At 30.6% G+C, this 17,447-nt stretch carries 16 protein-coding genes, 1 tRNA gene and 1 pseudogene; 12 read left to right on the top strand and 6 right to left on the bottom strand.

Annotation, left to right across the window (positions count from 1 at the left end; genetic code table 11):
• Positions 1-946: 946 nt before the first annotated feature.
• Positions 947-1,180, bottom strand: a pseudogene (locus tag LX78_RS01940) (uracil phosphoribosyltransferase); the annotation flags it as partial.
• Positions 1,181-1,337: 157 nt separating this feature from the next.
• Here LX78_RS01940 and LX78_RS01930 point away from each other — a divergent pair.
• From LX78_RS01930 to LX78_RS01920, 3 genes are all read left to right on the top strand, one after another.
• On the top strand, positions 1,338-2,192 hold the full coding sequence (locus LX78_RS01930) for a universal stress protein (RefSeq protein ID WP_109680948.1): 855 nt from the start codon (positions 1,338-1,340) through the stop codon (positions 2,190-2,192).
• A gap of 12 nt (positions 2,193-2,204) precedes the next feature.
• Entirely contained in the window at positions 2,205-2,612 is a 408-nt protein-coding gene (locus LX78_RS01925) for a hypothetical protein (protein WP_109680947.1), read from the top strand.
• Between the two features lie 458 nt (positions 2,613-3,070).
• Positions 3,071-3,568 (top strand): Hsp20/alpha crystallin family protein, encoded by a 498-nt coding sequence (locus LX78_RS01920; protein WP_109680946.1) that lies wholly within the window; start codon positions 3,071-3,073, stop codon positions 3,566-3,568.
• A gap of 301 nt (positions 3,569-3,869) precedes the next feature.
• Here the strand turns inward: LX78_RS01920 and LX78_RS01915 are convergent.
• The 3 genes from LX78_RS01915 to LX78_RS01905 form a co-directional block, all read right to left on the bottom strand.
• Positions 3,870-3,946: transfer RNA gene (locus tag LX78_RS01915), tRNA-Asn, on the bottom strand.
• 122 nt (positions 3,947-4,068) lie between these two features.
• Complete coding sequence (gene rseP, locus LX78_RS01910) at positions 4,069-5,415, bottom strand: RIP metalloprotease RseP (protein ID WP_109680945.1); 1,347 nt, start codon at positions 5,413-5,415, stop codon at positions 4,069-4,071.
• Positions 5,416-5,494: 79 nt separating this feature from the next.
• Positions 5,495-7,432, bottom strand: a complete 1,938-nt coding sequence (locus LX78_RS01905) for a M1 family aminopeptidase (protein WP_109680944.1) — start codon at positions 7,430-7,432, stop codon at positions 5,495-5,497.
• Positions 7,433-7,525: 93 nt separating this feature from the next.
• Here LX78_RS01905 and LX78_RS01900 point away from each other — a divergent pair, with 93 nt between their 5' ends.
• The 3 genes from LX78_RS01900 to feoB all read left to right on the top strand — a co-directional run bounded on the left by LX78_RS01900 (position 7,526) and on the right by feoB (position 10,596).
• Positions 7,526-8,197, top strand: coding sequence for an SCO family protein (locus tag LX78_RS01900; RefSeq protein ID WP_109680943.1), 672 nt, complete (start codon positions 7,526-7,528; stop codon positions 8,195-8,197).
• Between the two features lie 73 nt (positions 8,198-8,270).
• The gene (locus LX78_RS01895; protein WP_109680942.1) at positions 8,271-8,504 is read left to right on the top strand and encodes a FeoA family protein; all 234 of its coding nucleotides are present in this window, start codon (positions 8,271-8,273) and stop codon (positions 8,502-8,504) included.
• Positions 8,497-10,596: a ferrous iron transport protein B gene (feoB, locus tag LX78_RS01890; protein WP_109680941.1), complete on the top strand. Its 2,100-nt coding sequence runs from the start codon at positions 8,497-8,499 to the stop codon at positions 10,594-10,596. The genes LX78_RS01895 and feoB overlap by 8 nt, the downstream gene beginning before the upstream one ends.
• Positions 10,597-10,793: 197 nt before the next feature.
• Here feoB and LX78_RS01880 read toward each other — a convergent pair whose 3' ends face one another.
• Entirely contained in the window at positions 10,794-11,213 is a 420-nt protein-coding gene (locus LX78_RS01880; RefSeq protein ID WP_109680939.1) for a hypothetical protein, read from the bottom strand.
• A 116-nt stretch (positions 11,214-11,329) separates the two neighbouring features.
• Here LX78_RS01880 and LX78_RS01875 point away from each other — a divergent pair, with 116 nt between their 5' ends.
• The 6 genes from LX78_RS01875 to LX78_RS01850 are packed head-to-tail and all read left to right on the top strand — an operon-like array spanning position 11,330 to position 16,713.
• Positions 11,330-11,992, top strand: coding sequence for a metal-dependent transcriptional regulator (locus tag LX78_RS01875; protein WP_109680938.1), 663 nt, complete (start codon positions 11,330-11,332; stop codon positions 11,990-11,992).
• Entirely contained in the window at positions 11,976-12,782 is an 807-nt protein-coding gene (locus LX78_RS01870) for a transporter (RefSeq protein WP_170109784.1), read from the top strand. The genes LX78_RS01875 and LX78_RS01870 overlap by 17 nt, the downstream gene beginning before the upstream one ends.
• A 2-nt stretch (positions 12,783-12,784) precedes the next feature.
• Positions 12,785-13,696, top strand: a complete 912-nt coding sequence (locus LX78_RS01865) for a metal ABC transporter solute-binding protein, Zn/Mn family (protein ID WP_109680936.1) — start codon at positions 12,785-12,787, stop codon at positions 13,694-13,696.
• Positions 13,696-14,433, top strand: a complete 738-nt coding sequence (locus LX78_RS01860) for a metal ABC transporter ATP-binding protein (protein ID WP_109680935.1) — start codon at positions 13,696-13,698, stop codon at positions 14,431-14,433. The genes LX78_RS01865 and LX78_RS01860 overlap by 1 nt, the downstream gene beginning before the upstream one ends.
• Positions 14,433-15,560 carry a metal ABC transporter permease gene (locus tag LX78_RS01855; protein WP_109680934.1) on the top strand — a complete coding sequence of 376 codons (1,128 nt, stop codon included), beginning with the start codon at positions 14,433-14,435 and terminating at the stop codon, positions 15,558-15,560. The genes LX78_RS01860 and LX78_RS01855 overlap by 1 nt, the downstream gene beginning before the upstream one ends.
• Positions 15,553-16,713: a metal ABC transporter permease gene (locus LX78_RS01850; protein WP_109680933.1), complete on the top strand. Its 1,161-nt coding sequence runs from the start codon at positions 15,553-15,555 to the stop codon at positions 16,711-16,713. The genes LX78_RS01855 and LX78_RS01850 overlap by 8 nt, the downstream gene beginning before the upstream one ends.
• Here LX78_RS01850 and LX78_RS01845 read toward each other — a convergent pair.
• Positions 16,710-17,447, bottom strand: a complete 738-nt coding sequence (locus LX78_RS01845) for a TerB family tellurite resistance protein (RefSeq protein ID WP_109680932.1) — start codon at positions 17,445-17,447, stop codon at positions 16,710-16,712. The two genes, LX78_RS01850 and LX78_RS01845, sit on opposite strands and share 4 nt — an antisense overlap.

The following is a 17,447-nucleotide window of genomic DNA, read 5'->3' as shown; positions in this document are numbered from 1 at the left end:
TATAATATTATCTCCATATTTTTTCAGAACTGATGGATATCATTTACTAATTTATAGCATATAAATATATTTACATAGTCATTTAATTTTGACTTGAGAATTGGGGGATTCTCAATTAGTAATATGCTATTAATCAAAAAGAAAGTCATTCGAAAGTTTGACTTTCTTTTTTCTTAAAACTGATATATATCAGTTTAAATAAAAGTAATATCCTCTATATTAGTATTATAATTAAAACGCTCTTTGAATCATTGATGAACTTTAAAATACAAGTCTATAAATCGTAAGACCTTATAGACTATATATTGAGTTTAAAACTATTATTTAATTTATTAGACTTTTAGAATTTATTTAGAAATAAAGATGCATTGAAGTTTATTTGAATTAGATGATAATATTTAGACTCTAAACAGGAAACAGGAAGTTTCGACTTTCTGTTTCTTATAAAACACACAGGTTAAACATTGAAAAATGCTTAATCTGTAATGAAGAGTTCAAATGCTATAATTTGGCTTATAGTTCTAATGGTTTTTTAGTAATAAAGAGTTATTGGAAGTGCTATAGGAGAAATAATATAATTGAACTTTTCAAGAAAGCAGGAGGTTCCGGCTTCCTGCTTTTAAAAAACATATAGGTTTTATTATTGCAAATGCTAAAGCCTACTATGGAGATTTTGAAGCTATTTTTTAACTAAAAAGCTAATTTTAATCAGTAATGATTGCATATTAGCGATTAGAAAAAGTTAATCAATATCATTAAAATCTTCAGATGAAACAGGAAGTTTCTACTTCCTGTTTCTTTAAAGTACACGCCTTAATTGCCAATTTTGGTAATTTAGGAGGTCATGAAGAGTTTTAAGTGTTATTAAACCATTAGGTTTTCTAACAATTTAATCTCTTCTGGAACGGGAAGTTACGCTTCCCGTTTTTTTTATACAAGAATTTGTCTAGAGTTTTAGACCAAATGATAGATCTCCAGCATCACCAAGTCCAGGAATTATATAACCCTTACTACTTAAGGTATCGTCGATTGTGGCTATCCATAAATGTGTGTCTTCTGGAAAAATCTTTTTAACATATCCCACTCCAGTTTTTGAACCAATAACCGAAACAATGTGTATTAGTTTTGGAGTACCATGCTTCTTTAAAGCAATATAGACGTTTTCCAAAGTTTTACTTGTTTTTGAAAATTTGTTTTTTAAATCGACTATTAATCAAATTGGTTTCCAATTAAATATTCCTTTTATGGTCATTCCTTCAAAAAAATAGATCTTAAACTGATATATATCATTTATTACCAACTAGTTACAACTTATCTTTATTTAAATAATTGAAGCAATGAAACGTAAAATTCTACTTCCTACCGATTTTTCCAATAACTCCTGGTTGGCAATTAATTATGCCTTACAATTATATAAGAATGAAACTTGTGATTTTTATTTACTTAACGCCTTCTTGGGTACTAACAGTCTTATAGAAAATATCATGAATTTAGGGACAGATAGTGAGTTTTTTGAAGAGGCAAAAACTGAGTCTCAAGATAATTTATCTAAACTACTAGATAAACTTATTATAAAAGAACATGGTGACCCTAAACATACTTTTAAAACTATTTCTGTCTTCAATAATCCAATAGATGCGATTAAAGATATTGTGGAACAGAAAGATATTGAAATAGTTATTATGGGCACTAAAGGCAAATCAAGTGATAAAAGCACTGTATTTGGTAGTGTTGCTGTTAATGCAATGGAAAAAGTTCGCAACTGTCCTGTTATTGTTGTTCCAGAAAATGCTAAACAGAGTTTACCTAAAGAAATTGTATTCCCTACAAGCTATGAAACACATTACAAAAGACGAGAATTAAGTTATTTAACAGACATAAGTAAAAAATGTGATGCAACTATAGCAATACTACATGTTTCTGAAGAGAATGAATTAAATGAAAACCAAAAAGAACGTAAACAATTGCTCCAAGAAATTTTTGAAGGTGTTAAGTATACATTTCATTCCATATCACATGATACTGTAGAGTCTGCTGTAAACATATTTGTAGAAAGTAGAGATAGCGATATGGTAGCATTTATTAATAAAAAGCATAATTTTTTTGGAAGCATTTTAACTAAGCCAATGGTAAAAGGAATAGCATTTCATTCTAAAGTACCAATTTTAGTAATGCATGATTTAAGAAATTAAAAAAATATAAAAATGAAAAATACAGGTATTTGGTTAGATAAAAACAAAGCACACATTGTCACTATAGAAAATGGTGTTGAGACGTTACACACAATTACATCAAATGTCGATCATTATCGCATTCATGGTGGTTCTGGAACTCGATTTAAAGGTGGTCCACAAGATGTTGTTCAAGATAGTAAATACCTAGATCGTGAAAAACAACAACTTAAAAAGTATTTTAAGTCTCTCGCTTCAGAAATTAAAGATACAGATGCATTAGTAATATTTGGTCCAGCCGAAACTAATAAAAAATTTAATGAAGAATTGCATAACAATTATAAACCTTTGATTACTAAAATAAAAGCTGTTAAAAAAGCAGACAGCATGACCGAAAACCAAGTAAAGGCTTGGGTAAGAGACTTCTTTAAGTCAAATTAAATATTTGTCTATTTATTAGTTGGTTGGTTGAAAACTGTCAAAATATTTTTTTTGGCAGTTTTCTTTTAAATAAAATTAGAAGCTGAAATATCTCAACTCTACATTCTATATTATCACTAAAGAAAATATTTCAATTTCTATAATTGAATTATAATAAAGCTATTGAGCATGCTAGTTTATAAAATAACACATCAAATTAATAAAATTGAATGTAAAGATTTAGCTTTTGATATCTATTTTATTAATAGAGCATGGCGATTTAGAACTCAAAATTTATAAATTAATTTTAGAGTTTACAGGTTTTAAGTTACAAATGTTTCAATACTTACAAAGTGTAATTAAACATTAGATACTAAGTTAATAACTACCCTAACAAACTGATATATATCATTTTAGAAAATATATTTGATAATTAATTTAGCAACATTAATTAATGTTTAATCCAAAAAATATATATTATGACAACACTTGTAAAACGCAGAAACAGACAATTATCTCCATTTAGAAACAGATTATTGTCACCTTGGGAAGATAGACTATTTCCATCTAGCCTAAATGAACTTCAAAATTTCTTTAAATTCGATGATGCATTTAATGGTGATTTTTTGGAAGAAGATAGCCTTATGCCATCAATGAATGTGAAAGAGCAAAAGAACAATTTTGAAATTGAATTTGCAGCACCTGGTTTTAATAAGAAAGATTTTGAAGTTACCATAGATGGTAATGTACTGAATGTTGAAGGTAAAAAAAGTGAAAAAACAGAAGGGGAAGAAGACAACTATACTTGTAAAGAGTTTAGTTATAAATCTTTTAAAAGATCTTCAACATTACCAGACTCAATTGATTTAAATCAAGAAGTAAAAGCGGCTTATAAAGATGGTATTTTAAAAATAGATTTAGAAAAAAAGCCAGAAGCCAAAAAATTATCTACAAAAAAAGTAGTAAAAATTACCTAATATTTAAGAAGCAGAAAGTAATCCCACTAATTACTTTCTGCTTTTATAAGAATATCTTTTAACTAAAGATGGTTGGTAATAAAAAGAAGAAGCATTTATTAAATTGAATGCTTCTTCTTTTTTAAATATTTTATTCCTCTCAAATTGTCATATTAATTGAATATAAAGTCTAGAATTAAATCTTCTAGCTCAATAATTTTGCGCCTAAAATGCAGTTTTCTTTTTTATTTATTTGTTTAACCTATGTTTCACCCATACAAAAAACAAAAGCCTCTACATTTCTGTAAAGGCTTTTCCCATTTGGCTCCTCCTCTTAGGCTCGAACTAAGGACCCTCTGATTAACAGTCAGATGCTCTAACCAACTGAGCTAAGGAGGAGTATGTTGTCTTTTAAAGTCTTTTTTCTGACTTACACTCTGTTTAAAAAGAGTGTTTTTTTCGCTTTTGCGAGGGCAAATATAATTTAATTATTAATTACTACAAATTATATTTTAAAAAATTTAATTAAAAATAGCTTTAAAAATATCATTACCATTTGCAAACAATACTAAAGCAATTAAAAGAATAAATCCAACCATTTGTGCATACTCTAAAAATTTATCGCTAGGCTTTCTGCCAGAAATCATTTCGTAAAGCAAAAACATAACATGTCCACCGTCTAAAGCTGGTATTGGCAATAGATTTAAGAACCCAAGCATAATAGATAAAAATGCTGTAATATTCCAAAATACTTGCCAGCTCCAGAAGTCTGGAAATATGTCGTAAATAGCTTTAAAGCCTCCAACTCCTTTATAAGCACCTGTACTTGGAGTAAAAATGGCCTTAACTTGAGTTATATAAGAAGATAGCTTGTCTTTAGATTTAATAATCCCTACTGGAATGGCTTCAAAGAATCCATATTTTTGAGTTTCAAAAGTATAGTAACCTAATGCTTCTAATGTTTCAGGTGTTGCTCCTGTTGCATAAACTAATCCTAATTTTCCTTCATCATTAATTGTTAAAGGGATTTGTATATTGCTATTATCTCTTAAAATAGTTGCTTGTACAACTTGTCCTTTTAGAGATTCTAATGCAGGTAAAACTTCGTCAATATATTTAGTTTCTTGATTATTAAACCCTGTAATTATATCACCTTTTATTATACCACTTCCCTTATTAAATGAAGTGTCTGGCACTTCAGCAATTACAAATGGCATGCGTAAATCTATAAACTTCTTTTCTTTAGAATCAATTAATTGTGCTAAAAAATCTTCAGGTAAAACAACAGTAGACTGTTGTCCATTTCTTTCAATGGTGATTTCTTTTCCAAAAAGAACTTTTTCAGAAATTTGTGAAAAATGCTCAATTTCTTCCCCATCAACCGAAATAATTTTATCTCCTGTAAATAATCCTGCATTGTTAACAACAGTACTTTCTATTAAAAGTCCATCTTTAATATTTTCATTTGGTAATATTCTATCTCCATAATAATAACTCATTCCAATATAAATTAGAATAGCTAATAGAAAATTAACAGTTACACCACCAAGCATAATAATTAATCTTTGCCAAGCTGGTTTAGATCTAAATTCCCAAGGTTTTGGTGGTAGAGCCATTTGCTCTTTATCCATGCTTTCGTCTATCATTCCTGATATTTTAACATATCCTCCAAGTGGCAGCCAGCCAATACCATAAACTGTATCTCCAATCTTCTTTTTGAATAAAGAAAACTTTACATCAAAGAATAGGTAAAACTTTTCAACTCTAGTTTTAAATAGTTTTGCAGGAATAAAATGACCTAATTCGTGTAATACGATTAGTAATGAAAGGCTCAATAAAAATTGAGATATTTTTATAACAAACTCCATGTATATGCGTGTCTAATGTAAATTAATTTGCAAAAGTAATGTTTTAGCCTCATTTAGAAAATAAATACAGGAGTATTAGCTAGTTTTTTAACACCATTTTATTAATTACTCCTTGATTTGTTTGAAATTGAACAATAAATAATCCTGAAGATAATGTTGATAGGTCTATATTAGGTTTCCAATTTGTTATTAGTAAAATTTGCCCTAAAGAATTATAAATTTTAATTTCCTCAACCTCAATGCTTTTGGGTTTTTGAATTGTTATAGAATGAGTTGTTGGATTTGGGTAAAGAAGTAATTGTTTTTCCAATTCTACACTATCTATACTTAAAGTAACCGAATTATTTTTAGATATTAAATCTACTTCAGGATCAAAAAGTATATTACTGACTGGGAATGTTACATTTCTAAAAAATGTTTCATTATTAGTTGTGTTGTCTAAAACAACATCAAGTATTTCGCCAGAAGTTCCAATAAGTCGTAAAGGCACAGGAGCTTCAAAATAAGAAACTGATGCGTGACTTTGGGTTTGTGCAAGGGTAATTCTTACTTGACTCGAATTAGGTTGACTCCATTCTACTGCATAACTTGGGTAACCTTGATTATAAATCCAATCGTTAAAAAATTCTGTTAAATTTTGCCCACTTACAGTTTCCATTACTTGTTTATAATCTTCCGTTTTAGCATAGCCATAAGATAGATTTACATGGTCTAGGTAATCTTGCATGCCTTGAAAAAAAGACACATCACTAAGCTTTTTTCTAAGCATATGTGTTACCATAGCTCCTTTATTATAACTTAATCTGCCACTAAAAATTCTACCTACACTTAAAGTGTCTGTGTCTGATAAATATACAGCACCTCCTGGTTGAGAGGTTATGGAATTATTTAAACTTTGTTTCCAATTAATAAAAGAAGAATTTCCATCTAAGTTTTCAATAACCAAGCCAGATAAATAAGTAGCAAAACCTTCGTTTAACCAAATGTCTTTCCAGCTTCCACAAGTTACTTTATTTCCAAACCATTGATGTGCTAATTCGTGTGCTATTAAATTTCGTCCAAAACTACCCATAAAAGAAACCGTTGTGTGTTCCATGCCTCCTCCCCAACCAAATTGAGCATGACCATATTTTTCGTTTGCATATGGGTATTCTTCAAACAAATTAGAATATAAATTCATTATATCTACTGTAACAGGTGTACTTGCTTGAGCTGAAGTTAAATTTTCTGGGTAAACATAATTTACAATTTCAAACGGATTTCCATTGTTTTCAACTGTATGAGAATAAACCTCGTAATTTGTAACAGCAATGGCAACTAAATAAGCAGGAATTGGATAAACATGCTTAAATCTGGTGGTTTTAAAACTCCCATTTACTATTTGACTTTGTTCTAATCCATTTGAGACTGCTATATATTCTTCGTTTGAAGGGTTTAATGTTGGTGTGGTAATATATACATCTAAAGAATCTGCTTTGTCAATTAAATCTTGTTTACAAGGCCACCAACCCTTTGCTCCATAAGGTTCAGAAAGTGTCCAGATTATGGGATCGCCACTATGTGTGGTTTGCTCAAAAGAACCAAACCCAGAACTTATTGGGTTTCCAGAATAGCTTATAGTTAAAGAATCTAAAACACCAATATTTTGAACTTGATCTAAAGTAATTACTAATTCATCGTCGGTATTTTGAGTATATGAAAGCGAATTACCTCGTTGTAATACTTGAGAAACAATCATATTTTGTGTTAACTCGAATGTGACTTCAGATAGATTTTCTTTTGCCTCAAAATAGGTTGTTACATCTCCAGAAATAAAGGCTTGATTTGGGTTGACATCAAACTCTAATCGATGGTATTTTACATCGTAATTTCCAGTATTCATATTAACTCGATGAAACATTTTGTTTAATGCAGCTTTTGTTTCAGCTTCTCTAATCATGTCCATCGACTCCGAAATATCTTGTCCATAAAAAAACAATGGCATAAGAATAAATATATATTTTAAAATTTCTTTCACAACATTTTATTTAGCATGTTAAAAATACCGAATTAAACACTTATCTGTCGTATTTTTGCGAATAAAACTTACTTAATTATCAAATAAAAGTAAATGCTATCATTTTTTAAAGATTACAAATACTTTGCAATTGTTTTTGCAATTCTCTCATTAATAATTATTTCTATTATTTATAACATATTTGATGTTTATAAACCGCTTCCAATTTATCAGCCAGCTATGGTAAATACTGAAATGGTAGATAGTACAATTCAATACAAAAAAAAGTACCATAAAATAGCTGATTTTAGTCTAATCAATCAAAATGGAGAAACTATAACTCAAGATTCTTATAAAGACAAAATCTATGTAGCCGATTTCTTTTTTACAACCTGCCAAACTATTTGTCCAATCATGACAGACCATATGGCCTTGATACAAAAAGAAATAATAGATGAAGCAGATGTCATGTTATTATCTCATTCGGTAACTCCTAAAATTGATAGTGTAGCACAACTTAAAAAATATGCTATTAAAAAAGGTGTAAATGACAGTAAGTGGAATTTAGTAACAGGAGATAAAAAACAAATTTACACGTTAGCTAGAAAAAGCTATTTAGCTGTTAAAACAGATGGAACTGGAGATGAATACGATATGATTCATACAGAAAACTTTATGTTAATTGATAAAAAACGACAAATTAGAGGTTACTACGATGGTACAAACCCTGAAGATATTTCTCGTTTACTTGAAGACTTAAAAATCTTAAAAGAAGAATATAAATAGTTTTTGGTTCACAATTTTTTTAGACTGATTTTTTTACCTTATTTTTGCTTCTTTAAAATCAATCTAAATAAGCTTGCAAGTTACTTTAGCACATCTTAAACGAGGAGAAAAGGCCATTATTACTGATGTTTCTTCAATAAACATTCCGTTAAAACTTCTGGAAATGGGTTGTTTACCAGGTAATGCAGTAGAACTTGTACAGGTAGCTCCTTTTTCAGATCCAATATATCTTAACATAAACGGAACGCATTTAGCTATTAGAAAAGAAACTGCCATTCATATTATAATTGAAATAACCAATGAGTAAGCAGATTAATGTTGCCTTAATAGGAAATCCAAACACTGGAAAAACATCTGTTTTTAATTCCTTAACAGGATTAAATCAAAAAGTTGGAAATTATCCAGGTATTACTGTCGAAAAAAAGGAAGGTATTTGCAAACTACCTAGAGGAGTTAAAGCACATATTATAGATTTACCAGGAACTTATAGCTTAAACGCATCTTCTCTAGATGAAAATGTGGTTATAGAATTACTTTTAAATAAAAACGATAAAGATTTTCCAGATGTTGCAGTGGTAGTAAGTGATGTTGAAAACTTAAAACGAAACTTACTTTTATTCACTCAAATTAAAGACTTAGAGATTCCCACCATTCTTGTCATTAATATGTCTGACAGAATGAAATATAAAGGTATTTCTTTAGATATTCCATATTTAGAATCAGAACTTAAAACTAAAATTGCGCTAATAAGTACAAGAAAAAATGAAGGGATAGATAATTTAAAAGACTTAATTTTTAATTATAAAGACCTTTCAATTTCACCTTGTTTAAATGCTTCTGATATAGATAGAAATTACTTCGATAATCTTCGTAAAGCATTTCCAAACCAGTTATTATACAAACTTTGGTTAGTAATTACTCAAGATGTAAATTTTGGAAAAACAGATAGAAACGTAATTGATGCTGTTGCAGATTTTAAAACTAAAACCAAAGCAGATTTAAAGCGTTTACAACAAAAAGAAACTGTAAAACGCTATCAATTTATAAATAATACGCTTAAAAAAGGGCAAACCATTGATTTAAGTACAGCTAAAGATATACGTATTAAATTAGATAGAATTTTAACCCATAAAATTTGGGGTTATGCTATTTTCTTGGTCATTCTACTTACTATTTTTCAAGCCATTTACGATTGGTCTGCCATACCAATGGATTTTATTGACAGCTCTTTTGCTTCTTTGAGTGAATGGACAAAAAATTCGCTTCCTGAAGGTGCATTTACTAGTTTGTTAGCTGAAGGTATAATTCCAGGACTTGGAGGAATTGTTATATTTATTCCACAGATAGCCTTCTTGTTCTTGTTTATTTCTGTACTTGAAGAGAGTGGTTATATGAGTCGTGTAGTATTCTTAATGGATCGAGGCATGCGTCGTTTTGGACTAAGTGGAAAAAGTGTTGTGCCATTAATCTCAGGAACTGCTTGTGCTATTCCAGCCATTATGGCAACCAGAAATATTGAAAGCTGGAAAGAAAGATTAATTACCATTTTGGTAACGCCTTTTACAACCTGTTCGGCAAGACTTCCTGTGTATTTAATAATTATTTCGTTAGTTATTCCAGAAGGTCGTTTTCTTGGTTTAGGTTATCAGGCATTAACTTTAATGTTGCTTTATTTAATAGGTTTTGGTGCTGCTTTAATTTCTGCTATGATTTTAAATAAAGTTTTAAAAATTAAAAGCAAATCGTTTTTTGTAGTCGAAATGCCTAATTACAAGCTTCCTTTAATAAAAAACGTCGCTTTAACTGTTGTAGAAAAAACGAAATCTTTTGTGTTTGGTGCTGGTAAAATAATATTAGCTATTTCCATTGTATTATGGTTTTTAGCCTCTTATGGTCCAGGTGAAGAATTTAACAATGCTGAAGAAATTGTAACTGAAAAATTTGCTTCAGAAAATTTATCTGAAGAAGAACTACAGAAAAAAATTGCATCTCAAAAACTGGAATACTCATTTATTGGTATAACTGGAAGAGCTATAGAACCTGCTATAAGACCATTAGGTTACGATTGGAAGATTGGTATTGCTATTGTAAGTTCGTTTGCTGCCAGAGAGGTGTTTGTAGGAACATTAGCAACTATTTATAGTGTTGGTAGTGAAGAAGAAGAAACTATTAAAAATAGAATGGCTGGCGAAGTTAACCCCATTTTAGGTGGTCCACTTTTTAATTTTGCTTCAGGAATCTCATTATTGCTTTTTTATGCATTTGCTATGCAATGTATGAGTACGCTTGCAATTGTAAAACGTGAAACAAATAGTTGGAAATGGCCTGTTTTACAATTGGTTTTGATGAGTGCCTTTGCTTATGTTGTCGCATTTATTGCCTATCAAATTTTAATTTAAGCTTTTAGAAATAAATTCGTCTAATCTAATATGAACGATTTTCTACAAAATATTCTAGCTTTTACTTTGCTTTTTTTAGCACTAGGGTTTCTAGTGAAGAAATTCTTTTGGAAAAACTCTAAACCTAAGAAAGGTTTAGGGAAACATGATTGTGATAATTGCCATTAGTAATAGTATGAAAAAGAAGTATTTCTATACTATTTAACTTCCAACTGTAAGTAATAATCTTCCTTTTTTATTTTTTCTCTTGATTTTGGATAAGGCAAAACATTATTTGCAATAATTATTGACTTTTCAGAAGTAAACAAGGTCATTAATTCATTATTTATATTTTTTCCTGACTCAAAAACCAATTCTTTCTTCTCAATTAATGTCTTGTTCTCATATACTTCAACTAATGCAATAACTTGTCCTGCCCAAACACAAGTAACATCTGAAGGGCATCTAGAATCAGATAAAACATCAACAAATTTAATTTGAACTGTATCTAAACTATATGTTTTACCTAATTGTAATTTTGAAATAATTTTAGGTGTTTCAACTTCAATGCTTGTTGAATCTTGAGCTACCAAATTTCCTGACACAAAAACCACCAATAATAGTATATAAGTCTTCATTTTTCGCTTTTTAAATCTTAGAGTCGTCAATGTACAAATTCTTTTGCGAATTCTATTATTTTAGCTACCTTTGAAAAATATTTAAGCTTACTTAAATTTAATTTAAAGCACTTATTATGTCTGTAGCCATAGAAAATTTTGTAAAAACAATCTACAAAAACGACACAAACGACTCAAACGATACAAAGCCTGGAAATATTGCAAAAAAACTAGGTATATCTAATGCAGCTGCAACAGATATGGCTAAAAAATTAGCCTCAAGAAACCTCTTACAATACGAGAAATATCAGGCACTTCAACTTACAGACGAAGGCACTAAAATGGCTTTGAATGTTATTAGAAAACATCGTCTTTGGGAAGCCTTATTGTTTAAGTTATTTGACATGTCTCTTCATGAAATCCATCGTGAAGCAGAACTTTTAGAGCATGAAACTTCCAATTTTTTAGCAGATAGAATTAGTGAATATTTAGGCAATCCTAAATTTGATCCTCATGGAGATCCAATTCCAAATGCTAATGGAGAAATTACTACAATTGATACATCGATCGCTCTTTCTAATACACAAGAAGGGAAAACTTATATCATTTCTCGATTAATGAGTGATGATAAAGAATTTTTTGATTTCTGTGCTTTAAACGGATTGAAATATGGCAACTCTATAATAGTTACTAAGCAATTTAATAAAAACAAAATGACCCAAATAACCATTAATAATAACAACATTATTCTTAATGAAGATTTTACAAATATTATATATGTTAATGAAACAAACTATTAAGAATACGATTTTGTGTTTAACTTTATTTACTGCAAAAACAATGACTTACGCTCAAGAAAAAAGAACAATAGAACCTCTTATAACAGACAGGCCAGACCAGACAGAGTCTCCAAACGTTGTTTCAAAAGGATACATACAAATTGAAACTGGAGCTGCTTATGAAGCTTTTAAAAATAATAATATTAAAATTGAAACCACCACTTATAACACTTCTTTGGTTCGTTTTGGATTGCTTAACAATTTAGAATTACGATTAGGTTGGGATTTTGTTGAAAATAAAACAGAAATCTATAACAATCCTATAAGCAACATAAATAGTGGATTTAGCCCTTTAATGCTAGGTATAAAAATAAGTGTATCAAAAGAAAACAACTGGCTTCCTGAGATAGGATTATTAGGACACATATACTTACCTTTTACAGCAGGTTCAGATTATAAACCCGATAGCACTGGAGTTGATTTTAGATTTGCTTTTGCAAATAGCTTAAGTGAAAAATCAAGTCTTTCATACAATCTTGGAGTTGCTTGGGGAAATGACTCTCCAGAAGCTTCTTATCTTTACACAATTGCTTATGGTTATAAATTAACAGAAAAAATCTGTGGTTATGCAGAAATATATGGGGATTTTCCAGAAAACAGCAAAGCCAATCATCTTTGTGACGCAGGCATAACCTATTTAATTACAAACAATTTACAATTAGATGCAACTTTTGGGACTAGCATTACTAAAGGTCAAGACTTAATGATAAGTGCAGGTCTAAGCTATAGAATTCCTTCAAAAAACAACTAAAAATGAAAAAAATCATTCTTCTATCAATTGTTTTTCTAGCTATTTCTAGCTGTAAAAAAGAGAATCAAGAAAATGGAAAACTTAATATTGTTACTACTACAACAATGATTACCGATTTGGTAAAAAACATTGGTGGAGACCATATTAATCTTCAAGGGTTAATGGGTTCTGGAGTCGACCCTCACTTATATAAAGCTAGTGAAGGCGATGTGACTAAACTTGTAAATGCTGATATTATTTTTTATAATGGACTCCATCTTGAAGGAAAACTTGTAGAAGTTTTTGAAAAAATGGAGAGCCAAACTAAAACACCTATAGCATTAGCTGAAGAAATTGACAAAAGCACATTAATAGGCTCAGATTATTTTGCTTTTAATTACGATCCTCATGTATGGTTCAATATTGCATATTTTAAACAATTTGCTAAAAAAGTAACACAAGTTCTATCTGAAAAAGATCCAAAAAATGCAGAGAATTATTCAGAAAATGAGAAACAATATTTAATAAAGCTAGATGCTTTACAAGAAAACATTAAAGCTACTATTGAAACGCTTCCTCAAGAAAAACGTATTTTAGTTACTGCACATGATGCTTTTAATTACTTTGGTAAAAATTATGCCTTTGAGGTTGTTGGTTTACAAGGGCTTTCAACAGCTACAGAAGCTGGCGTTCAAGATGTTCAAAAACTAGCTGCTTTTATTATTGATAAGAAAGTAAAAGCCATTTTTGTTGAAAGTTCAGTTCCAAAACGAACAATTGAAGCTTTACAAGCTGCTGTTAAATCTAAAGGTCATGAAGTTATTATTGGAGGTACGTTGTTTTCTGATGCTTTAGGAAACGCTGGAACTATTGAAGGAACTTATATTGGTATGTTTGAATATAATGTGAATACGATTGTAAATGCTTTAAGATAATGGACAAAAAACTAGCAGTTCAAATAGACGATTTAACCGTTGCATACAATTACAAACCTGTACTTTGGGATATTGATTTAGAAATTCCCGAAGGTGTTCTTATGGCTATTGTTGGACCAAATGGCGCAGGAAAATCAACCTTAATTAAAGCAACTTTAGGAATCCTTAAACCAATTGCAGGCAGTGTAAGTATCTATGGCAAACCTTACAACAAACAACGATCTCTTGTGGCTTACGTGCCTCAAAAAGGAAGTGTAGATTGGGATTTTCCAACTACAGCTTTAGATGTTGTTTTAATGGGAACTTATGGTAGTTTGGGTTGGATTAAACGTCCTGGATTAAAAGAAAAAAAAGCAGCACTCGAAGCACTAGAAAAAGTTGGAATGCTCCCTTTTAAAGACAGGCAAATAAGTCAATTATCTGGAGGACAACAACAGCGTATCTTTTTGGCTCGAGCATTAGTCCAAGATGCTTCCATCTATTTTATGGACGAACCATTCCAAGGTGTAGACGCTACTACAGAAATTGCCATTATTAATATTTTAAAAGAATTACGAAAAGCAGGTAAGACGGTTATCGTGGTTCATCACGATTTACAAACGGTTCCAGAATACTTTGATTGGGTAACCTTTTTAAATGTGAAAAAAATTGCGACAGGACCTGTTAAAGATATTTTTAATGATGATAATCTAACAAAAACTTACGGAATTAATTATAAAGTAAGCATTCAAGAATAATGGATATTCAAGAGTATTTTTCTTTAGTTTTTAGCGATTACACGTTACGAACCATAACACTAGGAACAGCCATTCTTGGTGCAGTAACAGGAATGCTTGGAAGTTTTGCTGTTCTTAGAAAACAAAGTTTACTTGGAGATGCCATTTCTCATGCAGCACTTCCTGGAATTGCCATTGCATTTTTAATTACTGGAGCAAAAGATAGCAACACCTTACTTATTGGAGCTTTAGTTAGTGGTTTAATTGGTACGTTTTGGATAAGAGGTATTGTTAATAAAACGCATCTAAAATCTGACACAGCATTAGGATTAATACTTTCTCTGTTTTTTGGATTTGGTATGTTGCTACTTACGTTTATTCAAAAACAACCTAATGCAAATCAAGCTGGATTAGACAAATATTTATTTGGTCAAGCTGCCACTTTGGTTGAAAGTGATGTGTGGCTAATGGCTATAGTAACTGGTATTTGCTTATTTGTATTACTGCTATTCTGGAAAGAATTTAAAATACTATTATTTGATAAAGACTACGCTAAAACACTTGGTTTCAACACCAAATCTATAGACATATTAATTACAAGTTTTATTGTTTTAGCTATTGTTTTAGGTCTGCAAACAGTAGGTGTTGTTCTTATGAGTGCTATGCTATTAGCTCCTGCTGCAGCTGCTAGACAATGGACTAATAGCTTAAGTAAAATGGTGTTTTTAGCAGCTATTTTCGGAGCTTTTTCTGGTGTTTTTGGTACTGCTATAAGTGCCAGTCAGAATAATCTATCTACAGGTCCAGTTATTGTAATTGTAGCTTCAGTATTTGTTATTTTTTCATTTATATTTTCACCAAATAGAGGCTTGCTTTTCCGTCAAATTAGATTCATAGCTAACAGACGTGATTTAGAATTACAAAAAACGTTGGCCTTTATGTATCGTATAGCAGAAACACACGAAAATATTTCTCATCCTCATGCTATAAAAATCTTAAATAACTTTCAAGGATTTACACGTAAAACTCTTCAGAAATTAGTAGATAAAAACTATGTAACATTAGATGGAACCATGTGGAGTTTAACAGAAAAAGGATTCGAAACAGCTTCCAATTTATACAATCAACAAGCTATAAACGATGAATAGTGCACAAATAGAAATACAATTAATTGCTAGTCTGGTAGCTATTGCATGTGCCATTCCTGGAACATTTTTGGTACTAAGAAAAATGGCCATGATTAGCGATGCTATTAGTCATTCTATTTTACCTGGAATTGTCATTGGTTTTTTTATAACTCAAGACCTCAACTCGCCATTATTAATCTTATTAGCTGCTTTAACAGGAGTAATTACTGTTGTTCTGGTAGAGCGTATTCAAAAAACAGGCTTAGTAAAAGAAGATACTGCTATTGGTTTAGTATTTCCTGCACTATTTAGTATTGGTGTGATTATGATTGCCAAAAATGCCAACGATATACATCTTGATGTAGATGCTGTATTGTTAGGTGAATTAGCCTTTGCTCCTTTCGATAGACTTATTATTTCTGGAATAGATGTAGGTCCAAAATCTTTATGGATTATTGGATCTATTTTAATGGCTACAATTGGCTTATTAATTGCCTTTTTTAAAGAGCTAAAAATTAGCACCTTTGATGTTGGCTTAGCAGCCTCTTTAGGATTCTCGCCAGCATTAATCCATTATGGATTAATGACAGTTGCTTCAGTAACAACGGTTGGAGCTTTCGATGCTGTTGGAGCTATTCTGGTCGTCGCATTAATGATTGCTCCTGCTGCAAGCGCTTACTTACTGACTACAGATTTAAAGAAAATGCTTGGGTTAGCTATTGTTTTTGGTGTGTTTAGTGCCATTTCAGGTTATTGGCTAGCACATTGGTTAGATGCTTCTATTGCTGGTTCTATAACAACTATTTTAGGATTGTTATTTTTAGTAATCTATTTATTTGCGCCTAGTAAAGGACTAATTGCAGTTATGTATCGTGAAAAACAACAACGAACAGAAGTGTCATTGCTTACTTTTTTACTTCACTTAAAAAATCATTCTGAAGAAAGAGAACGACATGTCAATCATTTACAAGAGCATATTAATTGGCAAAAAGTTAGAGCTAAAACGGTTTTAGATCTGGCTCTAAAAAACAACATGATTGTTATTGATAAAAAAATTGTTTCTCTAACTGAAAAAGGTGATGAGTTTACCTCTTTAGCCATCGATTATATTATTACTAATGAAGATGCGCAAATTGAAGACATGAAAGACGATTTCTTTTTGTTTAGAGGTTAAAACCCTCTTTCCTTTTGTATCTGCTCATAAGCATCTTGAACTTGTCTAAACTTTTCCTCAGCTCCTTGTTGATGCTCTTTTCCTAAGTGTATTACTTTATCTGGATGGTATTTTTTTGCCATTTTTCTATAGGCAGCTTTAATTTCTGTAACTGTAGCTTCTTTTGTTATCTCAAGAATTTTATAAGCATTGTCGCTACTGTTGTAAAACATGGCTTTAATACTTTCAAAATCTTGATGACTAATTCCTAAATAATTGGCTATGGTTTGAATGATACTCACTTCACTTTCAACCACAATACCATCGGCTTTTGCTATTCCAAATAAAAAATGAAGGAGTTGTAATCGTGATGGATGATCCATCATTTGTCTAATCTGCAAACAAACCTGACGTGTTGGTATTTCTTGTTTATTGATTCCTTTAAATAACTTAAAAGCATGATTGGCTCTTTCTTTTCCATACATACCAACAAATTGCTGACGAACAAAATCTAACTCTCTTTGGTCTTGTTTGCCATCTGCTTTAATAACTACTGAAGAAAGAACTAATAGGCTAATTTCAAAATCTCCAGATTGAGTACGCCTTTTTCTTCCATAAGGATGTTGTGTTTCTACCTTAATATTTCCATTGGAAAACCCATCAACAACACTTCCTAAAGCCATGCCTAATATGGCACCTATTGGACCTCCAATCGACCATCCTAAAGCCGCGCCAATCCATTTTGAAAAACTCAT

Origin of the sequence: Xanthomarina spongicola, from assembly GCF_003148645.1 — a bacterium.
Lineage (GTDB): Bacteria > Bacteroidota > Bacteroidia > Flavobacteriales > Flavobacteriaceae > Xanthomarina > Xanthomarina spongicola.
The sequence above is the reverse complement of the archived record's forward strand: the minus strand, read 5'-3'. Positions and strand labels throughout refer to the sequence as shown.

Coding starts and splice junctions, on each gene's coding strand:
- LX78_RS01930 (WP_109680948.1), top strand. CDS start 1,338: ATGAAACGTAAAATTCTACTTCCTACCGATTTTTCCAATAACTCCTGG.
- LX78_RS01925 (WP_109680947.1), top strand. CDS start 2,205: ATGAAAAATACAGGTATTTGGTTAGATAAAAACAAAGCACACATTGTC.
- LX78_RS01920 (WP_109680946.1), top strand. CDS start 3,071: ATGACAACACTTGTAAAACGCAGAAACAGACAATTATCTCCATTTAGA.
- rseP (WP_109680945.1), bottom strand. CDS start 5,415: ATGGAGTTTGTTATAAAAATATCTCAATTTTTATTGAGCCTTTCATTA.
- LX78_RS01900 (WP_109680943.1), top strand. CDS start 7,526: ATGCTATCATTTTTTAAAGATTACAAATACTTTGCAATTGTTTTTGCA.
- feoB (WP_109680941.1), top strand. CDS start 8,497: ATGAGTAAGCAGATTAATGTTGCCTTAATAGGAAATCCAAACACTGGA.
- LX78_RS01880 (WP_109680939.1), bottom strand. CDS start 11,213: ATGAAGACTTATATACTATTATTGGTGGTTTTTGTGTCAGGAAATTTG.
- LX78_RS01875 (WP_109680938.1), top strand. CDS start 11,330: ATGTCTGTAGCCATAGAAAATTTTGTAAAAACAATCTACAAAAACGAC.
- LX78_RS01870 (WP_170109784.1), top strand. CDS start 11,976: ATGAAACAAACTATTAAGAATACGATTTTGTGTTTAACTTTATTTACT.
- LX78_RS01865 (WP_109680936.1), top strand. CDS start 12,785: ATGAAAAAAATCATTCTTCTATCAATTGTTTTTCTAGCTATTTCTAGC.
- LX78_RS01860 (WP_109680935.1), top strand. CDS start 13,696: ATGGACAAAAAACTAGCAGTTCAAATAGACGATTTAACCGTTGCATAC.
- LX78_RS01855 (WP_109680934.1), top strand. CDS start 14,433: ATGGATATTCAAGAGTATTTTTCTTTAGTTTTTAGCGATTACACGTTA.
- LX78_RS01850 (WP_109680933.1), top strand. CDS start 15,553: ATGAATAGTGCACAAATAGAAATACAATTAATTGCTAGTCTGGTAGCT.
- LX78_RS01845 (WP_109680932.1), bottom strand. CDS start 17,447: ATGAGTTTTTCAAAATGGATTGGCGCGGCTTTAGGATGGTCGATTGGA.